This is a genomic window from Micromonospora sp. CA-248260 (assembly GCF_050942205.1).
Lineage (GTDB): Bacteria > Actinomycetota > Actinomycetes > Mycobacteriales > Micromonosporaceae > Micromonospora > Micromonospora antibiotica.
Genome location: NZ_CP192021.1, coordinates 1,451,411 through 1,475,035, shown reverse-complemented (window position 1 = coordinate 1,475,035; position 23,625 = coordinate 1,451,411). Strand labels below are relative to the sequence as shown.

General features: G+C 72.5%; 27 protein-coding genes. 12 read left to right on the top strand and 15 right to left on the bottom strand.

The genetic code is table 11. The features are described from left to right. Window positions 1-202: 202 nt before the first annotated feature. Window positions 203-829, bottom strand: a complete 627-nt coding sequence (locus tag ACQP2H_RS06820; RefSeq protein WP_357534604.1) for a TetR/AcrR family transcriptional regulator — start codon at window positions 827-829, stop codon at window positions 203-205. 106 nt (window positions 830-935) lie between these two features. On the opposite strand from ACQP2H_RS06820, the gene ACQP2H_RS06815 reads away from it, so the two are divergent. Further along, complete coding sequence (locus ACQP2H_RS06815) at window positions 936-2,012, top strand: hypothetical protein (protein WP_357534606.1); 1,077 nt, start codon at window positions 936-938, stop codon at window positions 2,010-2,012. 38 nt (window positions 2,013-2,050) lie between these two features. On the opposite strand, the gene ACQP2H_RS06810 is transcribed toward ACQP2H_RS06815, so the two are convergent. After that, entirely contained in the window at window positions 2,051-2,647 is a 597-nt protein-coding gene (locus tag ACQP2H_RS06810; protein WP_219468208.1) for a TetR/AcrR family transcriptional regulator, read from the bottom strand. Between the two features lie 220 nt (window positions 2,648-2,867). Between ACQP2H_RS06810 and ACQP2H_RS06805 the strand changes: the two genes are divergently transcribed. Beyond that, the gene (locus ACQP2H_RS06805; protein ID WP_219468204.1) at window positions 2,868-3,887 is read left to right on the top strand and encodes an aldo/keto reductase; all 1,020 of its coding nucleotides are present in this window, start codon (window positions 2,868-2,870) and stop codon (window positions 3,885-3,887) included. A 34-nt stretch (window positions 3,888-3,921) separates the two neighbouring features. Here ACQP2H_RS06805 and ACQP2H_RS06800 read toward each other — a convergent pair whose 3' ends face one another. After that, entirely contained in the window at window positions 3,922-4,362 is a 441-nt protein-coding gene (locus ACQP2H_RS06800; RefSeq protein WP_219468202.1) for a VOC family protein, read from the bottom strand. A 28-nt stretch (window positions 4,363-4,390) separates the two neighbouring features. Next, on the bottom strand, window positions 4,391-4,603 hold the full coding sequence (locus ACQP2H_RS06795; protein ID WP_219468199.1) for a hypothetical protein: 213 nt from the start codon (window positions 4,601-4,603) through the stop codon (window positions 4,391-4,393). 168 nt (window positions 4,604-4,771) lie between these two features. Here ACQP2H_RS06795 and ACQP2H_RS06790 point away from each other — a divergent pair, with 168 nt between their 5' ends. After that, window positions 4,772-6,181 (top strand): alpha/beta fold hydrolase, encoded by a 1,410-nt coding sequence (locus tag ACQP2H_RS06790; protein ID WP_219468196.1) that lies wholly within the window; start codon window positions 4,772-4,774, stop codon window positions 6,179-6,181. A 49-nt stretch (window positions 6,182-6,230) separates the two neighbouring features. Here ACQP2H_RS06790 and ACQP2H_RS06785 read toward each other — a convergent pair whose 3' ends face one another. After that, window positions 6,231-7,133 carry an oxidoreductase gene (locus tag ACQP2H_RS06785; protein WP_219468193.1) on the bottom strand — a complete coding sequence of 301 codons (903 nt, stop codon included), beginning with the start codon at window positions 7,131-7,133 and terminating at the stop codon, window positions 6,231-6,233. Here ACQP2H_RS06785 and ACQP2H_RS06780 point away from each other — a divergent pair. Both ACQP2H_RS06780 and ACQP2H_RS06775 read left to right on the top strand, forming a co-directional pair. Beyond that, on the top strand, window positions 7,132-7,785 hold the full coding sequence (locus tag ACQP2H_RS06780) for a TetR/AcrR family transcriptional regulator (protein ID WP_255597917.1): 654 nt from the start codon (window positions 7,132-7,134) through the stop codon (window positions 7,783-7,785). The two genes, ACQP2H_RS06785 and ACQP2H_RS06780, sit on opposite strands and share 2 nt — an antisense overlap. A gap of 115 nt (window positions 7,786-7,900) precedes the next feature. Further along, window positions 7,901-8,374, top strand: a complete 474-nt coding sequence (locus tag ACQP2H_RS06775) for a carboxymuconolactone decarboxylase family protein (protein ID WP_219468190.1) — start codon at window positions 7,901-7,903, stop codon at window positions 8,372-8,374. 97 nt (window positions 8,375-8,471) lie between these two features. Here the strand turns inward: ACQP2H_RS06775 and ACQP2H_RS06770 are convergent, their stop codons facing one another. Next, complete coding sequence (locus ACQP2H_RS06770; protein ID WP_219468188.1) at window positions 8,472-8,663, bottom strand: DUF397 domain-containing protein; 192 nt, start codon at window positions 8,661-8,663, stop codon at window positions 8,472-8,474. Continuing rightward, complete coding sequence (locus ACQP2H_RS06765; RefSeq protein WP_219468185.1) at window positions 8,656-9,531, bottom strand: helix-turn-helix domain-containing protein; 876 nt, start codon at window positions 9,529-9,531, stop codon at window positions 8,656-8,658. The genes ACQP2H_RS06770 and ACQP2H_RS06765 overlap by 8 nt, the downstream gene beginning before the upstream one ends. A 607-nt stretch (window positions 9,532-10,138) precedes the next feature. On the opposite strand from ACQP2H_RS06765, the gene ACQP2H_RS06760 reads away from it, so the two are divergent. Both ACQP2H_RS06760 and ACQP2H_RS06755 read left to right on the top strand, forming a co-directional pair. Then, window positions 10,139-10,375 (top strand): hypothetical protein, encoded by a 237-nt coding sequence (locus ACQP2H_RS06760; protein ID WP_219468182.1) that lies wholly within the window; start codon window positions 10,139-10,141, stop codon window positions 10,373-10,375. Continuing rightward, entirely contained in the window at window positions 10,372-10,659 is a 288-nt protein-coding gene (locus ACQP2H_RS06755) for a hypothetical protein (protein ID WP_363820404.1), read from the top strand. Before ACQP2H_RS06760 ends, ACQP2H_RS06755 begins: the two co-directional genes overlap by 4 nt. 73 nt (window positions 10,660-10,732) lie before the next feature. Here ACQP2H_RS06755 and ACQP2H_RS06750 read toward each other — a convergent pair whose 3' ends face one another. The 3 genes from ACQP2H_RS06750 to ACQP2H_RS06740 form a co-directional block, all read right to left on the bottom strand. Further along, window positions 10,733-11,734 (bottom strand): trypsin-like serine peptidase, encoded by a 1,002-nt coding sequence (locus ACQP2H_RS06750; RefSeq protein WP_433231647.1) that lies wholly within the window; start codon window positions 11,732-11,734, stop codon window positions 10,733-10,735. 340 nt (window positions 11,735-12,074) lie between these two features. After that, window positions 12,075-13,169, bottom strand: a complete 1,095-nt coding sequence (locus ACQP2H_RS06745; protein WP_357534623.1) for a D-alanine--D-alanine ligase family protein — start codon at window positions 13,167-13,169, stop codon at window positions 12,075-12,077. A 150-nt stretch (window positions 13,170-13,319) separates the two neighbouring features. Beyond that, window positions 13,320-13,553: a hypothetical protein gene (locus ACQP2H_RS06740; protein ID WP_208567451.1), complete on the bottom strand. Its 234-nt coding sequence runs from the start codon at window positions 13,551-13,553 to the stop codon at window positions 13,320-13,322. A 256-nt stretch (window positions 13,554-13,809) separates the two neighbouring features. On the opposite strand from ACQP2H_RS06740, the gene ACQP2H_RS06735 reads away from it, so the two are divergent. Further along, complete coding sequence (locus tag ACQP2H_RS06735) at window positions 13,810-14,655, top strand: helix-turn-helix domain-containing protein (RefSeq protein WP_208567244.1); 846 nt, start codon at window positions 13,810-13,812, stop codon at window positions 14,653-14,655. Between the two features lie 7 nt (window positions 14,656-14,662). Then, window positions 14,663-14,875, top strand: a complete 213-nt coding sequence (locus tag ACQP2H_RS06730) for a DUF397 domain-containing protein (protein WP_219468173.1) — start codon at window positions 14,663-14,665, stop codon at window positions 14,873-14,875. A gap of 43 nt (window positions 14,876-14,918) precedes the next feature. Here ACQP2H_RS06730 and ACQP2H_RS06725 read toward each other — a convergent pair whose 3' ends face one another. The 5 genes from ACQP2H_RS06725 to ACQP2H_RS06705 all read right to left on the bottom strand — a co-directional run bounded on the left by ACQP2H_RS06725 (window position 14,919) and on the right by ACQP2H_RS06705 (window position 20,067). Next, window positions 14,919-15,971 (bottom strand): ROK family protein, encoded by a 1,053-nt coding sequence (locus ACQP2H_RS06725; protein WP_208567246.1) that lies wholly within the window; start codon window positions 15,969-15,971, stop codon window positions 14,919-14,921. A 169-nt stretch (window positions 15,972-16,140) separates the two neighbouring features. After that, entirely contained in the window at window positions 16,141-16,932 is a 792-nt protein-coding gene (locus tag ACQP2H_RS06720; protein WP_208567247.1) for a putative protein N(5)-glutamine methyltransferase, read from the bottom strand. A 136-nt stretch (window positions 16,933-17,068) separates the two neighbouring features. Continuing rightward, window positions 17,069-18,229 (bottom strand): cystathionine gamma-lyase, encoded by a 1,161-nt coding sequence (locus ACQP2H_RS06715; protein ID WP_219468171.1) that lies wholly within the window; start codon window positions 18,227-18,229, stop codon window positions 17,069-17,071. After that, complete coding sequence (locus tag ACQP2H_RS06710) at window positions 18,226-19,233, bottom strand: NAD(P)H-dependent glycerol-3-phosphate dehydrogenase (RefSeq protein WP_208567249.1); 1,008 nt, start codon at window positions 19,231-19,233, stop codon at window positions 18,226-18,228. The genes ACQP2H_RS06715 and ACQP2H_RS06710 overlap by 4 nt, the downstream gene beginning before the upstream one ends. 108 nt (window positions 19,234-19,341) lie before the next feature. Next, window positions 19,342-20,067: a lysophospholipid acyltransferase family protein gene (locus ACQP2H_RS06705; protein WP_208567250.1), complete on the bottom strand. Its 726-nt coding sequence runs from the start codon at window positions 20,065-20,067 to the stop codon at window positions 19,342-19,344. A gap of 129 nt (window positions 20,068-20,196) precedes the next feature. Between ACQP2H_RS06705 and cofC the strand changes: the two genes are divergently transcribed. From cofC to ACQP2H_RS06690, 3 genes are read left to right on the top strand one after another with little or no spacing between them, the layout of a single operon-like run. Continuing rightward, window positions 20,197-20,931 carry a 2-phospho-L-lactate guanylyltransferase gene (cofC, locus tag ACQP2H_RS06700; protein WP_357534626.1) on the top strand — a complete coding sequence of 245 codons (735 nt, stop codon included), beginning with the start codon at window positions 20,197-20,199 and terminating at the stop codon, window positions 20,929-20,931. A gap of 1 nt (window position 20,932) precedes the next feature. Then, window positions 20,933-21,130, top strand: a complete 198-nt coding sequence (locus ACQP2H_RS06695; protein ID WP_219468168.1) for a cold-shock protein — start codon at window positions 20,933-20,935, stop codon at window positions 21,128-21,130. Between the two features lie 54 nt (window positions 21,131-21,184). Beyond that, entirely contained in the window at window positions 21,185-23,509 is a 2,325-nt protein-coding gene (locus tag ACQP2H_RS06690) for an RNA degradosome polyphosphate kinase (protein ID WP_433231640.1), read from the top strand. Window positions 23,510-23,625: the final 116 nt, after the last annotated feature.

Genomic DNA, 23,625 nt, shown 5'->3' with positions numbered 1-23,625 from the left:
GCGCGTCGGCACCACGCGCGACCGGCTCCGCCCGGTGGGGGCGGGCTCGCGTGACGGCAGCCCGCCCACCGCCACGGCACAGCGGATGTAGCGGTCCGCCCCCGGCGACGGCACGGCGGGTGGCTGCCAGCCACCGCCGAGGGCACAGCGGCGGCGGCCCGGCGGGGCGCGACGTCGCGGCAGGTCAGGGCGTCGCGGCAGGTCAGGGTGTCGCGGCGGCGAGGGCTGGGGTGAGCGGTGCCAGGGCGGCCCGGACGAGGTCCGGCAGCGGCCGGGACGGGACCACGAAACCGACCATCGCCGGCACCTCGTTCGTGCCGTGCAGCCACTGCCGGAGCGCCACTCTGACCGCCGCGCCGACGGCGGCGGCGAGCACCTGGGCGGTCAGCCGGTCGAGGCCAGGGCAGCGGGCGGTCAGCGCCTCGGCGAGCGGCTCCTCGATCGTGGTGACGGCGTCGACGTAGCAGGCTCGCAGCGCGGGACTGGCGGCGATCATCAGCAGCGCGGCTGGCGGGTGGTCGCCGGGGTCGGTGTAGAGACCCACGACGGCGTCGACGACCGTGTCGCCGAGGCTGACCCCGGCGGGCCGGGCGAGCACGGCGGCCGTGACCGCGACCGCGCGGTCCGCGGCGACCCCGGCGACGATCGCCTGCTCCCGGCTGGCGAAGTAGTTGTTGTAGGTCCGGGGCGACACGCCTGCGGCCTGGGCGATCTCCTCGACGCGGACGTTGTCCGGTCCGCGTTCCAGGGCGAGGCGCAGCGCCGCCGACTGGAGCGCCTCTCGGGTGGCCCGTTTCTTCCGTTCCCGCAACGTCGGTGGACCGGTCACGGTGCCACTGTCGCACACACGGTTCGTGCACGCAAAATTGCGCGCACGCAAAATTATGCTACGGTCCCCCCGAACCTCCGCAGCACCACGACGGAAAGGGACCGACATGCGTGCCAGAGGCATGGCCTACGACACCGGCTTCGTCACCGACGGCGTCAGCTCGGTGCCACACTGGGACCCCGAGGTGGTCCGGCGGGAGCTGACGATCATCCGGGACGACCTGCACTGCACCGCCGTCCACCTGGTCGGCGGGGATCCCGGGCGGCTGGAGTCCGCCGCCCGTACCGCCGCCGCGCTCGGCCTGGAGGTCTGGTTCTCGCCGTACCCGCTGGAGCTGGAGCCCGACCTGATCCGCGCCCTGTTCCTCGACTGTGCCGAGCGGGCCGAACGGCTCCGCGCGGCCGGGGCGGAGGTCGTCTTCGTCACCGGTGCCGAGCTGAGCCTCATGAACCGTGGATTCGTCGACGGGGACCGCCTCGCCGACCGCCTCGACCACCTGTTCGCCGACCCGGACGGCCGGGCCGAGCGCATCGCCGAGGCAGGCGTCCGCCTCGACCGGTTCCTACGCGCCACCGTGGCGGCGGTCCGCGAACGCTTCCACGGGCGGGTCACCTACGCCGCGATCCCGTTCGAGGGCGTCGACTGGGACCTGTTCGACGTGGTGACCCTCGAACTCATCCGCTCCGCCGAGGTCGCCGACCAGTTCCGCGCCGGCGTACGCCGGCTGGTCGACCAGGAAAAGCCGGTCGCCGTCACCGGCTTCGGCACCGCGACCTGGCGCGGCGCGGGTGACGTCGCGCCACGCAGCATGGAGATCATCGAGTACGACGCCAGCGGCGCCCCCCACCGGCTGAACGGCAGGTACGAGCGCGACGAGGAGGGGCAGGCCGCCTACCTGCGCGAACTGCTCGACATCTTTGACAGCGAGGGGGTCGACAGCGCTTTCGTCCACCTCTTCGCGCTGCCCAGCCTGCCGCACCGGCCCGACGGCGATCCCCGGTACGACCTCGACCTCGCCAGCCCCGGGATCGTCAAGGTGCTCGACGGCCGCACCGGCGAGACCTACCCCGGGCTGCCCTGGGAGCCGAAGGCCGCGTTCGCCGCCGTCGCCGAGCACTACGCGCGCCGGCCCACCGCCGCCGAGCACCATGCGCGCCGGCCCACCGCCGAGCGGCACGGCTGAGCGGACGCGGTCGCCCGAGGGGTGGCGCGTGCCACCCCTCACCGCAGGCGCAGCCCCGCGACGAGGAGCCCGACCATGCGGCGGGCGTCGTAGTAGGGGGCACGGCCGGCGCAGAGGTTGCCGACGGCGAACAACAACTCCCGGGCGTCGACGCCGGGACGGATCTCGTCGGCCGCGACGGCGGCGTCGAGCAGGCGGGTGCACGCGGGCACCAGGTGGTCGAGGAAGTAGCCGTGCAGCGTGTCGAAGGCGGCGGTGTCGGAGTTCAACGCTCCGGCCAGGCCGTGCTTGGTGACCAGGAAGTCGACGAAGAGGTCGATCCAGGCGGTCAGGGCGGCGTGCGGGGTGCCGCTGGTGGCGAGCAGGGCCGGCGCGGCCGCGGCGCACGCCTGCACCTGGTGCCGGTAGACGGCGACGATCAGGTCCGCCCGGGTCGGGAAGTGGCGGTAGATGGTGCCGACGCCGACGCCGGCCCGGGCGGCGATGTCGCGTACCGGCACGTCGACACCGGCGGCGAGGAAGGCCGCGGCGGCGGCCTCCAGCAGGGTCGCCTCGTTGCGCCGGGCGTCGGCCCGTTTCCGGGGTGCGCCGGTGCGCCCGGGTGGGGTGGGCGGCCCCGGTTCACCGTCGACCATCGCGCCATCACCTCCGGGCACCCTTGGCAAACGGAACAGCGTTCCGTATAGTTCAGAGCGGAACACCGTTCCGCTTGCCCCATGATGCCAGAGCCGGACGGCCGGCCACCAGCCCCGTCCCTCGCCACCAGCCCACGGCGCGTCCGCACGCGCCGTGGTTCCCGGCGGCACCGGCCCACCCGACCGGCCGCCACCCCGTCACCCCGTGGAGGAAACCGTCATGCAGTACCGCACCCTCGGCCGCACCGGCGTCCAGGTCAGCACCCTCGCGCTCGGCGCGATGAACTTCGGCGCCATCGGCCGCACCGGCCAGGCCGAGGCCACCGCGATCATCGACGCCGCCCTGGAGGGCGGGATCAACCTGATCGACACCGCCGACCGGTACAGCCAGGGCGAGTCGGAGGAAATGGTCGGCCTGGCCATCGCCGGCCGCCGCGACGACATCGTGCTGGCCACCAAGGCGACCATGCCGATGGGCGACGAGCGCAACCACCAGGGCAGCTCCCGACGCTGGCTGGTCACCGCGCTCGACGACAGCCTGCGTCGGCTCGGCGTCGACCACATCGACCTCTACCAGATCCACAGGTGGGACCCGACGACCAGCGACGAGGAGACGCTGTCCGCGCTCACCGACCTCCAGCGGGCCGGCAAGATCCGCTACTTCGGCTGCTCGACGTTCCCCGCGTACCGGCTCGTGCAGGCCGAGTGGGCCGCCCGGGAACACCACCTGGGTCGGTACGTCACCGAACAGCCCAGCTATTCGATCCTGCAACGCGGCATCGAGGCCCACGTCCTGCCCGTCACCGCGCAGTACGGCATGGGCGTGCTCGCCTGGAGCCCACTGGCCTCCGGGTGGCTGTCGGGCGCGGTCCGGGCGGGTCGGGAGATCACCACCCACCGCGCCGACGTCCTGCCCGAGCGCTTCGATCTCACCATCGCCGGCAACCGGGCCCGGCTCGACGCCGTCGAGCAGCTGACCAAGGTCGCCGAGGAGGCCGGGCTCACCCTGATCCAGCTCGCGCTCGGCTTCGTCACCGCACACCCCGCCGTGACCAGCGCGATCATCGGCCCCCGTACGCCGGAGCACCTGCACAGCCAACTCGCCGCCGCCGACACCGTGCTCACCGCCGACGTGCTCGACGCCATCGACGCGATCGTCGCCCCCGGCGTCGACCTCGCCCCCGGCGAGAAGCACGACACCCCGCCGGCCCTGCTCGACCCGGCGCTACGCCGCCGCTGAGCGTCGGCGCGCGCACCGGTCGACCGGCCCGGGGTCAGCTCACGCAGAACACGTTGCCCTCCGGGTCGTGCATAGTGACGTAGTAGTAGAGGTCCGCCGGGTCGTCGCCCCGGGTCCGGCGCTGCACGGTCGCGCCCAGGGCGACCAGTTCGGCCACCTTCGCCTCGACGATCTCGATCCGCCGCGCCTGGGGCAGGGCATCGTCCCGACCGGTGGGGTAGAGGTCCAGGTGGAGCCGGTTCTTCCCGGCATGCTCCTGCGGCACCCGCTGGAACCACAGCGGCGGACGCAGCCCGGCCGGATCGAACAGCCGGTCCTCGAACGCCGCCGCCCCACCCAGCCGGCCACGGAAGTGCGCGTTCCAGGTGGTCGACGGCTCGGCCGGCGGCGTCGGCTGGTAACCCAACGCCCGGGCCCAGAACCGGGCCAGCCGGGCCGGGTCGTTCGCGTCGACAGTCAGTTGCCAGAACACCATGGCCCCACCCTAACCACGCGCCGCGCGGTCACCGGGTCGACGCCACCGCTCCCGACCGGCCGGCCCGCCCGGAACGCTTGACCAGCACCGCACCCCCGACGACGAGGACGACACCGAGGACGATCCCGACGACGTTGCCCTGGGTCAGCGAGGCAAGCACCCCCAGCACACCCACCACGACCAGCAGCACACCGAGAACCCGCAGCAGACCACCGACGTTCTTCACCTGTCCGTTCGCCATACCGGCCCTGTTCCCCGGTCGGACCGTCCACAAACGACGAGAGGACTCATCCCCCCGTCGAGGTGGTCGGAGCGCAACCTCAGGGACGAGATCCGGGTTCCTCCGCATATGACTCGGGTCGGCCGGGGGGCCAGGGTGGACGGATAGCCACAGCCCGGGAGGTCCGCCGTGTTCCGTCGTACCGTGACCGTCGTCGTCGCCGTGCTCACCGTCCTCGCCGCTCTCCCGGCGGTGGCTCAGGCGCGTCCCGGGCCACCGCCGGGCCTCACCTGGGGTGAGTGTCCCGACGATCTGCCCGACGTCCCACCCGACCCGCGCGTGCGGTGCGCCCCGCTGCGCCTGCCGGTGGACTGGGCCAGGCCGGACGGGCGCACGTTCACGCTCGTCGTGGCCCGCCGGGCCGCCCGGGTGGCGCAGCAGCGGGTGGGCACGCTGGTGTTCGGACCGGGCGGCCCCGGGGACTCGGGGGTGGAACGCATCCGCCGGGGGGACCGGTTCAGCGACGAACTGCTGGACCGGTTCGACCTGGTCAGCTTCGATCCACGTACGGTGGCCCGCAGCGCCGCCCCGGTCTGCACCCCCGACCCGGAGCTGCGCAGGCCGCCCGTCGTGCTGACCGGCCAGGCCGATTTCGACGCAGCGGTGGCCTACAACCGGGCGCTGTGGAACCGGTGTCGCCCGACCAGCCCGGTGTTCGCGTACGCCGACACGCTCAGCACCGTGCACGACCTGGAGGCGCTGCGGCGTGCGCTGGGTGAGCGGCGGCTGACCTTCCACGGCAGCTCGTACGGCACGCTGCTGGGTCAGCAGTACGCCGAGCGGTATCCCGACCGGGTACGGGCCGTGGTGCTGGAGGGCGTGTTCGACCACAGCCTGGACGTGCGGTCCTTCGTCCGTACCCAGGCGGCGGCGCTCCAGGACGCCTTCGACGAATTCGTGGCCTGGTGCGACAGTTCGCCCGGGTGCGTGCTGCACGGCCGGGACGTCCGGGCGGTGTGGGCTGCGGTGCTGGCCCGCGCCGACAACGACGGGTACGCCCCGCGCACCGCCTTCGACGTCACCGCCGTGGCCCTCGGGATGCTCGCCGGCCCCCGCTTCCCGCAGCTGGCCGAGGCCGTCCGGGACATGGCCGCCGGCATGCCGCCGCCCGAGGTGAAGCTCCCGGTGGCCGTGGCGGTCTTCTGCGCGGACTGGCCGGCCACCGTCCGCGACCACCGCGAGTACGCGGCCCTGGTCAGGGCTGCCGGGGCCGTCGCGCCGGACGTCCGTTACGGTGCCGGCCTGCTGGCCGTGCACACCTGTCTGGGCTGGCAGTCCCCGGTCCGGAATCCACCGCACGAGCCACGGGTGCAGACCCGCACGCCGTTGCTGCTGCTCAATGCCCGGCACGATCCCCGCACCGGCTACGCCTGGGCCACCCACGTCGCGCGGCAACTGGGCCGGCACGGACGCCTGGTCACCTACGAGGGCTCGGGCCACGGGACCTACCTGCGCAACGCGTGCACCGTCGCCGTGGTCGACAGGTACCTCGTCGACCTGACCCTGCCCGGTGTCGACGCCCGCTGCCCCGCAGGGTGAACCGCCCCGTCGGCGACCAGCGGGTCCGGCCCGTGCCGCCGACGGTCACCTACCGGGTGGGCTGGGCGGCGAGCGGGAAGCTGACGCCGGTCAGTTCCTCGGAGACCGTCCACAGCCGACGGGCGACGGCCGCGTCCCGGGCGGCCTTCGACCGGCCGACGAGCTTGGGCGCACCACGCCCCTCGAAGAGGCCGTCCGGCCCGGCGTAGCTGCCGCCCGGCACGTCGGCCACCGCCGCGTAGAGGGTGGGCAGCGCGCCGTCGTCGCCGCTCTGCGCGAAGCGGTGGACCAGGGTCGTCTGGAGCCGGTTCCACAGGGAGCGATCCTCGTCGAGGTGCCCGAGCAGGTTGGTGGCGGCCAGACCGGGGTGGGCGGCGGTCGCCAGCACCGGCGAGCCGACCTCGGTGAGGCGGCGGTGCAGTTCGGCGGTGAACAGCAGGTTCGCCAGCTTCGACTGGGCGTACGCGGGGAACGCCCGGTAGGGCCGGCGCTCCCAGTTCAGGTCGGCGAAGTCGATCTTTCCGCCCCGGTGCGCGGAGGAGGCGACGGTGACCACCCGGCCCCGGATCTGCGGCAGCAGCAGGTTGGTGAGCGCGAAGTGCCCGAGGTGGTTGGTGCCGAACTGGAGCTCGAACCCGTCGGCGGTACGGCCGAGCGGCGGGATCATCAGCCCGGCATTGTTGATCAGCAGGTCGATCGGCCCGGTGTGACCCTCGGCGAACTCCCGCACCGAGGCGAGGTCGGCCAGGTCGAGCCGCCGCACCTCGACGTCGCCGGTCATGCCGGCGGCGGCGGACTGCCCCTTGGCCAGGTCGCGGACGGCGAGGACGACGCGGGCACCCCGGGCGGCGAGCACCCCGGCGGCGACCCGGCCGATGCCGCTGTTCGCGCCGGTGACGATGACGGTACGGCCGGTCATGGTGGGAACCTGGGCACTCCTGAATGTTGTCATGGCCAACAATGTATACGGCGACAACAATGTCGGCAACGACGACATTTTTTCGACTACCATGACCGTCGTGCCCGCGTACCACCATGGAAACCTGCGCTCGACGCTGCTCGCCGCAGCCGAGCGCAGCCTGCGCCAGCACGGCGCCGGCCAGCTCTCGCTGCGCGAACTGGCCCGGGAGGTCGGCGTCAGTCATGCCGCGCCGCGCCGGCACTTCGCCGACCGGCAGGCGCTGCTGGACGCCCTCGCCGAGGCCGGATTCGCCCGGCTGCACGCCGAACTGCACGCGGCGCTCGTCGCCGCCGGGGACGACTTCGCGCCGCGCCTGCACGCCATGGCCGCCGCCTACCTGCGGTTCGCCACCGAGGACGCCGCCCTGCTGGAGCTGATGTTCGCCGCCAAGCACCGCGAGGGGGCCGGCCATCTCGTCGTCGCCGCCGCCGGCCCGTTCGGTCTGATGCACGATCTGATCAGCCAGGGGCAGGCCCAGGGCGTGTTGGCGCCCGGCCCGCCGGAACTCGCCGGCATCGTGCTGTTCGCCACGTTGCAGGGCATCGCCACGCTGGTCAACGGCAACATGGTCGCACCGCAACTGCTCGACGGGATCACCCGGACCGCCGTCGACCAGTTCCTCCGGGGTTCCCGCCCCCGTTAGCGGGCAACGTCAGCCGCCGAGCGGCGAGACGCGGGTCACGTTCAGCTGTGTCACGGGGAGGCGGGCCACCCCGTCCGAGGAGGTGCAGCCACGAACGACCGCAGAGGAGCACACCATGGACGCCCGACTGAACTTCCTCGCCGACCCGACCGCCGGCAAGGCCTTCAAGCACCTGATGTCGGCAGGCAGGGCGCTGAAGGAGTCAGCGCTGCCGGCCCCCACCCAGGAACTGGTGGCGCTGCGCGTGAGCCAGATCAACGGCTGCGCCTTCTGCGTCGACATGCACACCAAGGACGCCGCTGCGGCGGGCGAGACGTCGGTGCGGCTGAACCTGGTCGCGGCATGGCGGGAGGCCACGGTGTTCACCGAGGCCGAACGGGCCGCGTTGGCACTGGCCGAGGAGGGGACCCGGGTGGCGGACGCGGCCGGCGGGGTCAGCGACGAGGTGTGGGCGCACGCCGCGAAGCACTACGACGACGAGCAACTGGTCGCGCTGGTGCTCCTGGTCTCGTTCATGAACCTGGCGAACCGGATGAACATCATCACCCGGCAGCCGGCCGGCACCTACCAGCCCGGACAGTTCCACTGAACGCACCACGCCCACCGGCCCGGGGACCCTCTGGCGGGCCCCGGGCCACCGGGCCGGAGGCCCGGTCCGGCGCGGACGGGTGAGCCGGGTGGGTCGGTCAGTGGTGGCGGTCGATGGTGGCGAGGAAGCTCCGCCACGCCTGAGGGGAGAACACCAGCACCGGGCCGGCGACGTCCTTGCTGTCCCGCACTCCCACGGCAGCGGACAGGTTGTCGGCGACCTCCACGCAGTTGCCCTGGTCACTACTGCGGCTACTCTTACGCCAGGTCGGCCCGCTGATTTCAGTCACCGAACTCCTCCTTGATCTCCTGCATCAGCTTGCCTGACTCCTCCGCGCCCAGCGCCTGGACATCGAGCGTGTTCCACACATGGGCGTAAGCCTTGACCTCTTCGATGCGATCAAGGTAAAGCGCCCCGGACAGCCCTTCGCTGTAGACCGTCGTCGGTTCGGCGGACCGGGCTCCCCTGGTGGGAAAATCCAGGATGACAAAGCTCCCTGCGATCGCTGCCCGACTCAGCCCCGAGGCGAGCGGAACGATCCTGACCGTGATGTTCTGGGCCTGATTAGCTTCGATCAGCCTGTCCAACTGCCCAGCCATGCAGGGCACCCGCTTGCGCAATACCGCTTCCTCGATGATCGCCTCGAACTCGGGAGCCGCCGGCCGCTTCCTGGTGAGCAGGCGTTGACGTTCCTGTCGAAGTTCGACGAGCTTCACCACGTCCTCATCCGCGATACCGGGTCTGGTGCGTGCCACCTCGGCGACGTACTCCGAGGTCTGGAGCAGGCCCGGCACCAGCGCGTGTTCGTAGGTGCGGAGGCGGCTGGCCGCCACCTCCAAGCCGACGTACAACTGGAACCAGCGTGGGATGACCTCGCCATAGGCGTGGTACCAGCCCTTACTCTTCGACTCTTTGGCCAGGCTCACGAGGACTTCGGTCAGCTCGGACGGGGTGCCGTAGAGGCGGCACATCTGGTCGACGTCGAGTGCGCGCAGCGGCGTCTGCCCCGCCTCTATTCGGTACATCTTGGCGCGTGACCACTCCAGGTCGGACGCGGCAGCCTCCAGGCCGAAGCCGGCCACTTCCCGGGCCTGTCGTAACAGTCGGCCGAGTTCCCTTCTCGGCACGGTCGAGCCGATCTCCGTCACGGACACCATCCTTCCCGTCTCACCACGACACGTCATCAGGCACGCCGTGCGACGCCCTTCGCTTCGTCACCCGCAAGGTGTGCCTCACAGGTGAATGTCTCACCAGGAGCATTGCACGGGTCGCCGCTGTTCTCGGATCGTGGCTGATAGAGCGCCTGTCGACGAGCAGTGGAGGTGGCGCGTGGCCCGATGGAAGTGGTTTCAGCGAAAAGATCATCCGATTGATGGCGTGAGCCGTCCGCCCCTTGCCCGACGAACAGACCCGCCTGATCCACCGACCGGAGTGGACGCCTCGGCCGGAGCCGGCCGACCGCGATCTGCGCTGCTGCGAAACAGCGGTATCGCCGCGCCAGGAAACCGCAATATCGCCTCACGTGAGTCGATCACGCCGGACGGCCTGCCCGGCACACGGTGCGGGGAGCCCAGGAAGGGCGGGACGGGACGGCCGGCGTGGAACAGCCCGACGGTGATCTTCGCGCGGGACCGACCACTGATGACCCTGGCCGCGCGGTGGCGGGCCCGGCACGCGGTCGAGGAGCACCGCCGATGAGGCCGTCGCCCCGGCGCACATGGTCGAGCGGGGACGAGGGACGACACGTCCAGCGGGGCACCCGCCATGCTTGAGGGGCGACCCGAACCACCGTTCCGCGTCCTGATGGCCGGCTACGTGGTCGACTTCCACCACCGCAACGCCTGCCCCCGCTGCCAGCCCGACGGCTCCTGCCGCCGCCTCACCGCAGCCGCCGAGACCCTCCGCGCCTGGCGCGACCGGCCCGACCACCCACCTCGCCACCACACCGCCCCCGATGCCGGCCCCGATGCCGGTGAGCAGCAGCGGCCGGCCGCGCCGTGAAGCCCGGTGACCTGCTGCTGATCACCCGGGCGGCCAGCGTGCAGTTCATCCGCCCGATCAGGTGCCGGCTGATCCGTATCGACGACCGGCCGACGTACGACGGGTGGGTCTGGCTGGACGTCTACCAGCTCGACGCCCGGGACCGGGCGGTGGCCCGGCGGAGCATCTTCGTGCAGCGCGCCGGGGTGCGGCCGGCGGACCAGGGGCGGCAACCGCCGCAGCGCGCCACCCCGCGTCAGCCCACCCGCACGACGGCCCGCACCCGGATTACGCCGGGGCCCTGACAATTCGTATTCCGGGGGCCGCACGGCACGACAGCGCCCCGGCCGGTGGCCGGGGCGCTGTCCGGGGAGGGAATTACGCGGGAGAGCCGGCTTCTGCGTAGTCGTAGAGGCTCTTGATGTCGTCGTCGTAGTACGGGCCGTCGAATTGCCCGTTGCCGGGATTGTCGCCGTGGCTGACGGTGCTGTTGATGTAGCCGGCACCGATCGAGTCGTTGTATTCCTGCAACCACGGCCCGCCACTGGAACCGTAGGTCATGTTGCAGTACATCCGGATCTGCTGGCCGCCCGCGTCCCAGGTGGTGCTCTGGCAGTATTGCTGGCTCTCACCGCCGCCGAGGTTGGACGGATAGCCGAGGGCGGTGACCGAGACGCTGTAGCCCCAGTTCCACCGGAGCCCGTTGCCGCCGACGGTGTCGACGACCTTCGCGTTGTAGATGCCGCCGTTGGACATCACCGCGATGCCCATGTCCTCGGCATAGCTCGACGAGCTGGCCCAGGCGCCACGGGTGGAGAGGCTGTAGGCCACGAAGGTGCCGAACGGCCGCACCCCGTTGCGGTACCGGGGGACGAACTGCCAGTTGGTGTACCACTGACCACCGCCGCCCTGGTGCACGCAGTGGCCGGCGGTCACCACGAGCCGCCGCTTGGCGCTGGCGACGGTGCTGGCCGAGCAGGAGGCGGTGCCGCCGCCGGGGACCGTGAAGTAGACCTTGCCGACGGTCACCGCCTCGTTCAGCATCGTCCCGGGGCCACTGGCGACGCTCGGTGCCACCGGCGCGACCGTACCGGCCGGTCCGGTGGGCTTCGGCGCGTGGCTCGACGACGCGGCGGCCCTGCCCGACTTCGGGAAGTCCAGGTCGACGGCGGACGCCATGCGCTGCGGGGTCCAGAAGTCGGCGACCTCCTGCGCGATCTTCTCATTGGTGATCGCCCGGCCGTCCAGGGTACGGGCAATTGCCGTGATGTTTCCCTTCTGGTCGACCGTGGTCGAATTCGCCTCGGCTGCCGGCGCACCGGTCAGGATCAGGGTGAATGCCGCACCGGCACTCACGGACCAACGCAGAGCGGATTTCAAGAGGACCTCCAATTTGCCCCTTGCAGGTATCCGAACTCCGGCAGCATATTGAGTTTTCACTATTGATCACAACGCCGAACAATGGTTGTCAGGAATCCGTGCCACCCCACCAAAATTGCCATAACCACCATCGGATTTATTGCCCGTGGGATATGCCGGTGGATTACTCTCACTCATTGACAGAATGGCCCCGGCCAGGACCGCCCGAATCAGGGACCGACAACATGGTCGACCGACGTCGGGAGGATGCCCGAACGCCGGTCTGCGGGAGGGCCGGCGGCGGAGGTCAGTGCCGGCACGGAGGTCAGTGCCGGCGCAGGGGTCAGTGCCGGTGCAGGGGTCAGTGCCGGTGCAGGGCGGTCCGGATCAGCCGGTTGACCAGCTTGGGGTACTCCAGGCCGCTGGCCGCCCACATCCGGGGGAACATCGACGTCGGGGTGAACCCGGGCATCGTGTTGATCTCGTTGAGGTAGACGTCCAGGTCGGGGGTGACGAAGAAGTCGACCCGGGCCAGGCCGGCGCAGTCCAGCGCGGTGAAGGCGCGGGTGGCGTACTCCTGGACCTGACGGGTGACCCGGTCGGGCAGCCCGGCGGGGACGTCGTACTCGCAGACCTCGTCGGCGAAGAGGTACTTGGCCTCGAAGTCGTACCACTCGCGGTCGCCGACCATCCGCACCTCGGCCAGCACGGACGCCTCGGGCGCCCCGCCGGCCTCGCCCTCCAGCACGCCGCACTCGATTTCCCGGCCGACGATCGCGGCCTCGACCAGCACCTTGGTGTCGATCTCCCGGGCGGTGGCCACGGCGGCGTCGAGCTGCGCCCAGTCGTCGACCTTGGTGATGCCGAACGACGAGCCGGCACGGGACGGCTTGACGAAGACCGGCAGCCCCAGCCGCTGCTTGTCGGTCTCGCTCAGGGTCATCCCGTTGCGCAGCACCGCGTACGGGCCGACCGGGATGCCCTCGGCGACGCAGAGCTTCTTGGTGAATTCCTTGTCCATCGCCGCGGCGGAGGCGAAGACGTTCGCGCCGACGTACGGGATGTCGGCCATCTCCAGCATGCCCTGGATGGTGCCGTCCTCGCCGTATGCGCCGTGCAGCACCGGGAAGACGACGTCGACGTCGGCGAGTGCCCGGGGGCCCTCGGTGGGGTCGAGCACCAGCAGGCCCCCTGCGGTCGGGTCGGCCCGCAGCACGACCTCGGCCCCGGCCCCGGCGGTGATCTCCGGGAGCTTGCGGGCCCGGATCGCCAACTCGCCCGGGTCCCCGCTGGTCAGCACCCACTGGCCCTGCCGGGTGATGCCGACCGGCACCACGTCGTACTCGTCGGGGTCGAGCGCGCCGAGCACACTGCCGGCGCTGACGCAGGAGATGCCGTGTTCGGGGCTGCGGCCGCCGAAGACGATCGCCACGCGGGTCTTGCCTGGGGTGGTCACTCGGGTCACCTCTCGGTACGCGCCTGCGGAGCCGTCAGTTGCGCTCACCCGACTGACCTTACTGTGGGTGGCGACACCCCGATGGTGATACCCGGCAGGACGCGAACCGCCCTCGCAAACGGTCATCCACCCCGATACGGTACGTGACGCTCAGCCCGGGTCGGCGGGCAGGACGCGACGGCGACGCCCGACGGCGATCACCTTCACCCGCTGCCGCCCGGCCCGGACCATGCCCAGGGCCATGAACGCCCCGGCGATCCGGTCTGCCGCCTCCCGACTGTTCGCGCCGACGACCTGGCGACGGCGCTCGGGGCAGGCCCGTTCGTCGCGCACCTGCGCCTCCACCGGCCGGACGTCACTGAGCACCACCAGGAACCGCGTCATCGCCGTCATCAGGCCCCTCACAGTCCGAAGTCCTTTCCAGACGATGGATGGCGGCGGCGGCACGTGGCGATCGGGAACGGGGGAGTAAACCCGATCGCCACGCGCCTCATCCCCTCCGGTCACTCACCACCGCCGTCGCCACGACAACCGTTGGTGAGGACTCCGTTACAGATTGACAGGTGGACAGGCGTGAATGCAACTCTCATCGACGTTCTCTCATGCACAAGTTCCCAAAGACATATGCCACCATCGACGTATGGCTCCCAAGACCGCTCGGGCTCGCCGCCTGGGCATCGCCCTACGCGCCCACCGGGAAGCGGCCGGCCTCACCCTGGAGGCCGCCGCCGACGAGATCAACAGCACCCGCAGCACCCTCAGCCGCTACGAGAACGCACAGACCCTGGTCAACCCGGCCACCGTCCGCGCGCTGCTCAGCCTCTACGGGGTACGGCCCGAGGAGATCGCCGCAGCGGTCCAGCTCGCCAAGGACACCCGTAAACCCGGCTGGTGGGTGCCCTACTCACACCTGCTGGACAAACGCACGATCGACTTCATCGCGCTGGAGGCCGAAGCCACCGCGATCGCCAACTTCGAACCCTCGATCGTGCCCGGCCTGCTCCAGACCGCCGACTACATCCGGGGCGTGATGCGGGGCGGGCCGCACACCCTCACCGACGACCAGGTCGAGCAGCGGGTCAAGCTCCGGCTGGACCGGCAGCAACGGATCACCGCCGCCGAACCCCCAATCTTCGACGCGATCATCGACGAGGGCGCGCTGCTGCGTCCCGTCGGCGACCGCACGGTGATGGAGGCGCAGCTGAGCCACCTGCTCAAGACGGCGGAGCTGCCGAACGTCACCGTCCAGGTGATCCCGCTCTCCGCCGGCTACCACCGGGGCACCCGGGGCTCGCTGCACATCCTGGAGTTCGCCGACCCCGAGGACCCGCTGATCGCCTCGGTGGAGACCGTGGCCGGTCAGATGGTCCTGGACCGGCCGGGTGACCTGCGGACCTGCACCAAGATCATGGAACATCTGCGGACCGTCGCGCTCAGCCCGGCGGACAGCCGCGACCGACTGCTGCAACTGATGAAGGGACGGTAGGAGACCGATGACACCGACGATCGGCGTGGCCCTGTCCGGGGCCGCCTGGCGCAAGAGCAGCCACAGCGGGGACGAGGGGGCCTGCGTCGAGCTGGCGTCACTGCCGGGCCGGGTCGCGATCCGCGACTCCAAGGACCCGGGCGGCCCGGTGCTGCTCTTCCCACCCACGGCCTGGGCCGCCTTCGCCACCGCCCCGCCGCCGGCCCCACAGCGCCACTGACCCGGCACCGCCCCCGCACCGAAGCGGTGCGGGGGCGGACGGGTCAGTCGATCAGGGCGGCAGGCGGGGCGGCGGCAGGGCGGACCGCCTCGGCCGCGGCGATGGCCACCCCACGCGCCCCGGCCATGTCCCGGTCCGGGACCAGGGCGAAGGTGACCAGCGCGGCCTGCTCCGCCCGGAGCACCGTGTGCGCCCGGACGGTGTCGAGGAACCAGTCGCGGAACTCCGGCGTCGCCTCCACCACCCCACCACCGACGAAGTACGCATGCGGGTCGGCGAAGTTCGCGGCGATGGTGAACAACCGGCCGAGTGCCGCCGCCTGCTGGGCGAAGACCTCCCGGGCCAGCGGATCACCGCGCTCGGCGTACCCCCGTAGCAGCCTGGCGGCACGCTCGGGCGGCTCCTGCGCCAACGGATGCTCCGGCTGCCGGGACAGCCGGTACGGCAGCAGGTTGCGGCCGATCGCGGTCAGCGAGGCGACGCTCTCCGCGTCCCCGACGAAGCCGCAGGCGCACCGCGGTTCGGGTTGACCGGGGGCGAGCAGCCCGGCCAGCGGGATGTGCACGTGGCCGAACTCCCCGGCCATCCCGGCCGCGCCGGTGACCACCCGGCCGTCGATCACCAGCCCGCCGCCGAGACCGGTGCCGACGATCGCCGCGACCGACGACCGGGTCGCCGCCTCGGCTCCGAAGTGGACGTGGTGGGCGTAGAGCGCGGCGGCGTTGCCGTCGTTGTGATAGATCACCGGCAGGCCGAGACGTCGCTCCAGCGCGCCCCGCACGTCGAACCCGTGCCAGGCGGGCTGGGCGAAGTTCGTCGACCCCCGGGACGAGATGACGCCGGTGGCGCTGGCCGGCCCTGGGGTGTCCAACCCCACCGCCCGGACCTGCTCGCGGGGCACACCGGTGTGGGCCAGCACCCCGTCGAACGCGTGGGCCAGCGCCTCGATCGCCACCTGCGGCCCGGCGGTCACCTCGCTGGGGGTCTCCACCAGCCCATCGACCAGGAACCGGCCGTCCAGGCGGAGCACGGTGGCATTGTTGCTGGTGCCACCGTTGTCGAGGCCGACCACCACCGGCACGTCCACGCCGACCATCCGCCACCTCCACCTGGGTCTGCTGCGAGGTTAGTTCCCGTTCCCGCCGCCCGTCACGCCCCCGACCGGGGCGAACCCGCCGTCGGGTCGCCCCGGTCGGACCCGACCGGCCGTTCGACCTCGGAGCGGTCGTCGGCGTCGAAGAGCACCCGGTCGGCGGCGGGGCCGCTCAGTCCGGGCGGCGGGCGAGGACCCCGGTGGCCTCCCACTCCTCGGCGCGCAGCACCGTCGGCAGCAGACCCAGCCCGGTCATCGCCTCGCACAACGCCCCGGCCTGCCCGGCGCTGACCTCCACCACCAGGTGACCGCCGGGCCGCAGCCAGTCGACCGCACCGGCCGCCACCCGGCGCAACACGGCCAGCCCGTCGCTGCCGCCGTCCAACGCCACCGACGCCTCGTGCAGCCGTGCCTCCGCCGGCATCAGAGCCACCGCCGGGGTGGGCACGTAGGGGGCGTTGGCGACCACCACGTCCAACCGGCCCCGCCACTGAAGCGGCAGCGGGTCGTACAGGTCGCCCTGCACGACGGTGACGTCCCGGCCGGCCAGGTTACGGCGGGCGCAGGCCACGGCGGCCGGGTCCACGTCGACGGCGGCGAGCCAGCGGGGGGCGAGCCGGTCGACCAGCGCGACGCTGATCGCGCCCGAGCCGCAACAGAGGTCGACCAGCGCCGGGGCCGGCCCGGCGACCGACACGGCGGCTTCCACCAGCAGCGCGGTCCGGGCCCGGGGTACGAACACCCCCGGGTCGACGGCGACCCGACGGCCACAGAACTCGGCCCAGCCGAGCAGGTGTTCCAACGGTTCACCGGCGACCCGCCGGTCGGTCAGGGCGGTCAACACCTGCGGCGAGTCGGCGGCGGAGACGAGCAGCGTCGCCTCGTCCTCGGCATAGACGCAGCCGGCGGCGCGCAGCCGGGCGACGAGGGCGGCGTGATCGTGGGGAAACAGGTCGGATGCCATGGTGATGCCTTTCGGGAGCGCACGTCGGCGCTCCCACCGTCGCTACCGCAGCGACGGGGACTCGACGGGGAGCGCCGGTCCTGATGTCTGGTGGATCGGACTCACCTCCTCCGGTCGGGGCCCGTACGGGCCGGCATCACGATAGCGGACCGGCCGCCCCCGCGCTGTCCAGTGCGGCGGCCACGTCGGCGACCAGATCGGCGGTGTCCTCCACCCCGCAGGAGAGCCGGACGAAGCCGGGGGCCGTGTCGTCGCCCCACTGCGCCCGCCGGTCGGCGCTGGTGTGCAGGCCACCGAACGAGGTCGCGGCGGTGACCAGCCGGGACGCGACGATGAACCGGGCCACCCGGTCGGCGTCCCCGAGGTCGAACGAGAGCACCCCGGGCATCCGTCGCAGCTGCCGCGACGCCACCGGGTACGCCGGGTCCTCCGGGCGGCCCGGCCAGCGCAGCCCGGTCACGTCGGCCCGGCCGGCGAGCAGCTCGACCAGTGCCGCCGCGTTGGCGGACTGCCGGGCCAACCGCAGGTCGAGGGTGGCCAGCGACCGGTGGGCCAGCCAGGCGTCGAACGCCCCGGGCACCGCACCGGTGGTGGTCCGCCACCCGGTCACCGTCTCCAGCAGTTGCGCCGACCGGGAGGCCACGTAGCCCAGCAGCAGGTCCGAGTGGCCGGTCAGCGCCTTGGTGCCGGAGGCGACCACCAGGTCGGCTCCCAGGTCCAGCGGGCGCTGCCCGAGCGGGGTGGCGGTGGTGTTGTCCACCGCGACCAGCGCGCCGGCCGCGTGCGCCGCGTCGGCCACGGCGGCGATGTCGGCCACGTCCAGGCCCGGGTTCGCCGGGGTCTCCAGCAGCACCAGCCGTACCCCGTCGAACGACGGGTACGGCCCGGCGGTGGGCACGAAGCTGACCCGTACCCCCATCCCGGCGAGGGTGTCGGTGGCGAACGCCCGGACGGGGAAGTAGCCGTCGGCGGGCAGCAGCACGGTGTCGCCGGGGCGCAGCACCGCCAGCAGCATTCCGGTGATGGCGGCCTGCCCGGAGGCGAAGACCCGGCAGTCGCCCCCTTCCAGTTCCCCGATGGCCGTCTCCAGCAGCCGGCGGGTCGGGTTGTCCGGGCGGCCGTAGCCGTTCGGCGCCCCGGCCGGCCCCTGCCACGGGTCGAGGTGATAGGGCGCGGCGAACACCGGGCCGGGCAGGAACGGCTGCCCCGGCGCCGGCTCCGGCAGCCCGGCGTGCACGCACCGGGTCCCGTCGTGCCAGTGCCCGTGCTCCCCCGGTGGGACCGGCTGGCCGCTCACTCGTACGACTCCGGCTTGGCGGTACGGCTCATCAGGGTGTCCACTGCCAGCCTCGGGTCCATCCCCTCGTGGCAGATCCGTTCGATCTGCTCGGTGATCGGCATCTCCACCCCGTGCGCGCGGGCCAGGTCCCGGATGGCCAGGCAGCTCTTCACGCCCTCGGCGGTCTGTCGGGTGGCCGCCTGCGCCTGCTCCAGGGTCTCCCCCCGGCCCAGGTGCTCGCCGAAGGTGCGGTTGCGGGCCAACGGCGACGAGCAGGACGCTACCAGGTCACCCATGCCGGCCAGGCCGGCGAAGGTGATCGGGTCGGCGCCGAGCGCCACGCCCAGGCGGGCGGTCTCGGCCAGCCCCCGGGTCATCAGCATCGCCCGGGTGTTGTCGCCGAAGCCCATCGCGGTGGCGATCCCGTAGGACAGGGCGATCACGTTCTTGACCGCCCCGCCCAGCTCGCAGCCGATCACGTCGTCGTTGGTGTAGGGCCGGAAGTACGGGGTGCGGATCGACTGCTGCACCAGTTCGGTGCGGCGGGCGTCGGTGCCGGCGACCACCGTCGCGGCCGGCTGCTCGACGGCGATCTCGGGGGCCAGGTTGGGGCCGGAGACGACCACCACCCGGTCGGCGGTGACCCGGGCGGTCTCCACGATCACCTCGCTCATCCGCCGGGTGGTGCCCAGCTCGATCCCCTTCATCAGGGAGACGAGGGTGGCGTCCGGGGCGAGGTGACCGGCCCACTCGGCGAGGTTGCCGCGCAGCGTCTGCGACGGCACCGACAGCACCACCAGCTCCGCGCCGGAGATCGCCTTGGCCGCGTCGCCGGTCGCGGTGACCCGGTCGGGCAGCCGCAGCTCCGGCAGGTAGTCGGGGTTGCGCCGGTGGGTGCGGATCGCCTCGACGACCTGTTCCCGCCGGGCCAGGATGGTCACCTCCCGGCCGGCGTCGGCGAGGATCTTGGCGAACGCCGTCCCCCAGGAACCGGCCCCCAGCACCGCCACGTGGCCACTCACGCCGTCGCCTCCCCACCGTCGGTGACGCCGTACGCCCACGCGCCGGTCCGCCCGGTCCGTCCGCTCATGCCCCTGCCGTCCGTGCGTCGTGCCGGTCGATCCACTCGCTCATTCGGTCACCTCGGGAGTACGCGGACTGACGGGACGTTCCCACAGCGGCGGCGGTGTCCCGCCCCGGATGCCGGCGAGCAGGTCACGCAGGGTCAACATGATCTGGTCGGTCATCTCCTCCAGCACCACCCGGCCGGGGGTGGCCCCCGCCCACCGGCTCAGGTCGACCGGCGGACCGGCCACCACCGTCACCGGGGTCCGGGGCCGCAACCCCACCCGGCGGGTACGCGGGTCGAAGAGCCGTTCCGGGCCCCACAGCGCGACCGGGATGACCGGTGCGCCGGTGGCCAGGGCCAGCCGGGCCGCGCCGGTCTTGCCTCGCATCGGCCACAGCTGCGGCTCCCGGGTGATGGTGCCCTCCGGGTAGATGACCACCGCGCCGCCCGCGTCCAGCGCGGCGACCAGCCGGTCCAACGACTTGACCGCGACGGACGTCTCCCGTTCCACCGGGATCTGCCGGCAGCGGTGCAGGATCCAGCCGACCACCGGGACCCGGAACACGCTGGCCTTACCGAGGAACTGCGGCCACCGGCCGGCGTCGTAGATGAAGTGCGCGCAGACCAGCGGATCGGTGTGCGAGAGGTGGTTGGGGACGATGATGACGCCCCCCGGACGGCGCAGCTCCTCGGCCCCGTGCCAGGTGCGCCGGGTCCAGGCCAGCATCACGGGCTTGACCAGCGCCACGGCGAACCGTCGCCAGAAACCCAGCCTGCGCCGTGTCACCCCTGCCTCCTCGTCACCCCGCCCGCGCGCCGCACCCCCACCGTTGCGGCCCGCAGCGGAAATCATGCCTGCTCGTCCCCGGTACGGCCAGTGAGGGGTACCGCCGTCGGCGCTGGCAGGATTGTCGACGTGGGCCAGGCGAGGTGGGTGGTGGTGGTACCGGTGAAGCGGCTCCGTGCGGCCAAGAGCCGACTGCGGGGGGCGCTGCCGGTCGTACCCCACGAGGAGCTGGCGCTGGCGTTGACGGCCGACACGGTCGGCGCGGCGCTGGCCTGCCCGGCGGTCGCCGAGGTGCTGGTGGTCACCGCCGACCCGCAGGTGGCGGCGGCGGTCGGCGCGGCGGGCGCCCGGGTGGTGCCGGACCGCCCGGATTCCGGGCTGAACGCCGCCCTACGGCACGGCGTCGAAGTGGCGGTCACCGACGGTGACGACCCGGCCGGAGGTGGGTGCGGGACCTGGGTGGCGGCGCTCACCGCGGACCTGCCGGCGTTGCGCCCGGCCGAACTGGCCGCCGCACTGCACGCGGTCGGCACCGGCCCGGCGGGGGTACGCCGGTTCGTCTCCGACGCCCCCGGCACCGGCACCACGCTGCTCGCCGCGCCTCCCGGGGTGCCGCTGGACCCCCGGTTCGGGGTCGACTCGGCCGCCGCCCACCTGGCCTCCGGGGCGGTGCCGCTGCCGGGCGGTTGGCCGAGCCTGCGGCGCGACGTCGACACCGCCGCCGACCTGGCCGACGCGGCCCGGCTCGGCCTCGGCCCGGCCACCGGCGCGCTGACCGGCGTCGTCCCGGCCGGCCCGGCTGAACCGGCCGGCGGCCCCGGACCGACCACCCACCCCGGCGACACCACAGGTGTACGGTGCTGACATGCAGGGCACCGTGGCGACCTTCGACGCGCAGACCCGCACCGGCGTGCTGCTCCTCGACGACGGCACCGAGCTGCCCTTCCCGGCCCGCGCCTTCGACGCCTCCGGGCTGCGCCTGCTCCGCCTCGGCCAGCGGCTCCGGGTGGAAACCGATCCGGACGGCGGCGTCGTCCGGGTGACATTGCCGACGATGGCCTGAACAACCCGGCCCAAGTTCATTTTGCGTTAACCGTAATCGGGTGATTATGAGCGGGTGAGCACCCCTCGCGAGCACCCCACCAACCCGTCCGCCGCCACCGACCCGACCCGCAACGGCACCCGCCGCCGGGGCGGTTCCCGCACCCGCCGCGCCCCCTCCGACGTCGCCGCCACGGCACCCGACTCCCCCGCCGCCAGCGCCGCCGGGGCCTCCGCCGGCCTGGACGAGGTGCTCGACACCGGCGACCGGCCCACCGCCGACGGCACGTCCACCGCCACGGGGTCGAGCACCGCCGACGGGGCACCCGCCGTCGAACCGCTGCCGGCGGACCGGTTCCTCAACCGGGAGCTGTCCTGGCTCGACTTCAACGGCCGGGTGCTGGCCCTGGCCGAGGACCCCGGCACGCCGCTGCTGGAACGGGCGAAGTTCCTGGCCATCTTCGCCAGCAACCTCGACGAGTTCTACATGGTGCGGGTGGCCGGGCTCAAGCGCCGCCTCTCCGCCGGTCTGCCGGTACGCGGCGGGGACCGGCTGCCGCTGCGTACCCAGCTGGAACGGATCACCGAGTGCGCCGCCGGCCTGGTCGCCCGGCAGGCCGCCTGCTTCGTCGACGAGCTGCTGCCGCAACTGGCCCGGGAGGACATCCGGATCCTGCGCTGGGCGGAGCTGGACGACCCGGAACGGGAACGGCTGCGCACCTACTTCCGCGAACACATCTTCCCGGTGCTCACCCCGCTCGCGGTGGACCCCGCGCACCCGTTCCCGTACATCTCCGGGCGGTCGCTGAACCTGGCCGTGGCGGTTCGGGATCCGGACGGCGGCTCGGAGCTGTTCGCCCGGGTCAAGGTACCCAACAACGTGCCCCGCTTCGTCCGGGTGGCCCGCGACCAGCCGGGGCTGCGGATGCTGCCCGTCGAGGAACTCATCTCGGTGCACCTTGGGCAGCTCTTCTCCGGCATGCAGGTGGTCGAGTGCCACCTGTTCCGGGTCACCCGCAACGCCGAGGTGGAGGTCGACGAGGACCGCGACGAGGACCTGCTCCAGGCCCTGGAACGGGAACTGGCCCGGCGACGCTTCGGCCCCCCGGTCCGGCTGGAGGTGGCCGCCTCCATCTCCGACCACATGCTGGAGCTGCTCGTCCGCGAGCTGGACATGGACGGGCACGACGTGCTGCGGGTGCCCGGCCTGCTGGACCTGTCGGCGCTGTGGCAGCTCTACGGCGAGGCGGACCGCCCCGACCTGAAGGACAAGCCGTTCGTGCCGGCCACCCACCCCCGGCTGGCCGAGGGCGAGGTGCCGCGCAGCGTCTTCGCCACCCTGCGCGACGGCGACGTGCTGGTGCACCACCCGTACCACTCGTTCGCCACCAGCGTGCAACGCTTCGTCGAGCAGGCCGCCGCCGACCCGAACGTGCTGGCCATCAAGCAGACCCTCTACCGCACCAGCGGCGACTCCCCGATCGTCGACGCGCTGGTCGACGCCGCCGCCGCCGGCAAGCAGGTGGTGGTGCTGGTGGAGCTGAAGGCCCGCTTCGACGAGGTGGCCAACATCGGCTGGGCGCGCACCCTGGAACGGGCCGGCTGCCACGTCGTCTACGGACTGGTCGGGCTCAAGACACACTGCAAGACCGCCCTGGTGGTACGCCAGGAGGGCAACCAGATCCGCCGGTACTGCCACATCGGCACCGGCAACTACCACCCCAAGACCGCCCGACTGTACGAGGACTTCGGCGTGCTCACCGCCGACCCGGAGATCGGCGCCGACCTGACCGACCTGTTCAACGTGCTCACCGGCTACAGCCGGCAGACCGCGTACCGGCGGTTGCTGGTCGCCCCGCAGGGCATCCGCAGCGGCCTGATCGAGCGGATCGAACGGGAGATCGCGCACGTCCGGCTGGGCATGCCGGGGCTGGTGCAGTTCAAGGTGAACTCGCTGGTCGACGAGGAGATCACCGACGCGCTCTACCGGGCGTCGCGGGCCGGCGTGCACGTGGACCTGCTGATCCGGGGCATGTGCACGCTGCGGCCCGGGGTGCCGGGGCTGTCGGAGAACATCCGGGTCCGCTCGATCCTCGGCCGGTTCCTGGAACACTCGCGGATCTTCCGGTTCGGCAACAACGGCGACGCCGAGTTCTGGATGGGTTCCGCCGACCTGATGCACCGCAACCTCGATCGCCGGGTCGAGGCGCTGGTGCAGGTCAGTGACCCGGTCGCCCGAGCCGAACTGGACCAGGTGATGACCATCGCGATGAGCCCGGACGTGGACGCGTTCGAGCTGGCCGCCGACGGCAACTGGACCCGGCGTACCGGCAGCGCCGAGCAGCCCCTGCACGACCTGCAGGAGCTGCTGCTGCGCCGGGTGGGCAGCTCCGCCGGCTGACCGTCAGATCGCCCGTCCGGCGGGCCGGGCGGGCGGCGGGCCAGACGGGCGGCGGGCCAGACGGGCGGGCGGCGGGCCAGACGGGCGACCGGCACGACCGATTCTCCGGACGTAGG

Bases quoted from the DNA above. Each gene is read 5' to 3' on its own strand.
- ACQP2H_RS06815 (WP_357534606.1), top strand. From the start codon at position 936: ATGCGTGCCAGAGGCATGGCCTACGACACCGGCTTCGTCACCGACGGC.
- ACQP2H_RS06810 (WP_219468208.1), bottom strand. From the start codon at position 2,647: ATGGTCGACGGTGAACCGGGGCCGCCCACCCCACCCGGGCGCACCGGC.
- ACQP2H_RS06805 (WP_219468204.1), top strand. From the start codon at position 2,868: ATGCAGTACCGCACCCTCGGCCGCACCGGCGTCCAGGTCAGCACCCTC.
- ACQP2H_RS06800 (WP_219468202.1), bottom strand. From the start codon at position 4,362: ATGGTGTTCTGGCAACTGACTGTCGACGCGAACGACCCGGCCCGGCTG.
- ACQP2H_RS06795 (WP_219468199.1), bottom strand. From the start codon at position 4,603: ATGGCGAACGGACAGGTGAAGAACGTCGGTGGTCTGCTGCGGGTTCTC.
- ACQP2H_RS06780 (WP_255597917.1), top strand. From the start codon at position 7,132: ATGGCCAACAATGTATACGGCGACAACAATGTCGGCAACGACGACATT.
- ACQP2H_RS06785 (WP_219468193.1), bottom strand. From the start codon at position 7,133: ATGACAACATTCAGGAGTGCCCAGGTTCCCACCATGACCGGCCGTACC.
- ACQP2H_RS06775 (WP_219468190.1), top strand. From the start codon at position 7,901: ATGGACGCCCGACTGAACTTCCTCGCCGACCCGACCGCCGGCAAGGCC.
- ACQP2H_RS06765 (WP_219468185.1), bottom strand. From the start codon at position 9,531: ATGGTGTCCGTGACGGAGATCGGCTCGACCGTGCCGAGAAGGGAACTC.
- ACQP2H_RS06760 (WP_219468182.1), top strand. From the start codon at position 10,139: ATGCTTGAGGGGCGACCCGAACCACCGTTCCGCGTCCTGATGGCCGGC.
- ACQP2H_RS06740 (WP_208567451.1), bottom strand. From the start codon at position 13,553: ATGACGCGGTTCCTGGTGGTGCTCAGTGACGTCCGGCCGGTGGAGGCG.
- ACQP2H_RS06735 (WP_208567244.1), top strand. From the start codon at position 13,810: ATGGCTCCCAAGACCGCTCGGGCTCGCCGCCTGGGCATCGCCCTACGC.
- ACQP2H_RS06730 (WP_219468173.1), top strand. From the start codon at position 14,663: ATGACACCGACGATCGGCGTGGCCCTGTCCGGGGCCGCCTGGCGCAAG.
- ACQP2H_RS06725 (WP_208567246.1), bottom strand. From the start codon at position 15,971: ATGGTCGGCGTGGACGTGCCGGTGGTGGTCGGCCTCGACAACGGTGGC.
- ACQP2H_RS06720 (WP_208567247.1), bottom strand. From the start codon at position 16,932: ATGGCATCCGACCTGTTTCCCCACGATCACGCCGCCCTCGTCGCCCGG.
- ACQP2H_RS06695 (WP_219468168.1), top strand. From the start codon at position 20,933: ATGCAGGGCACCGTGGCGACCTTCGACGCGCAGACCCGCACCGGCGTG.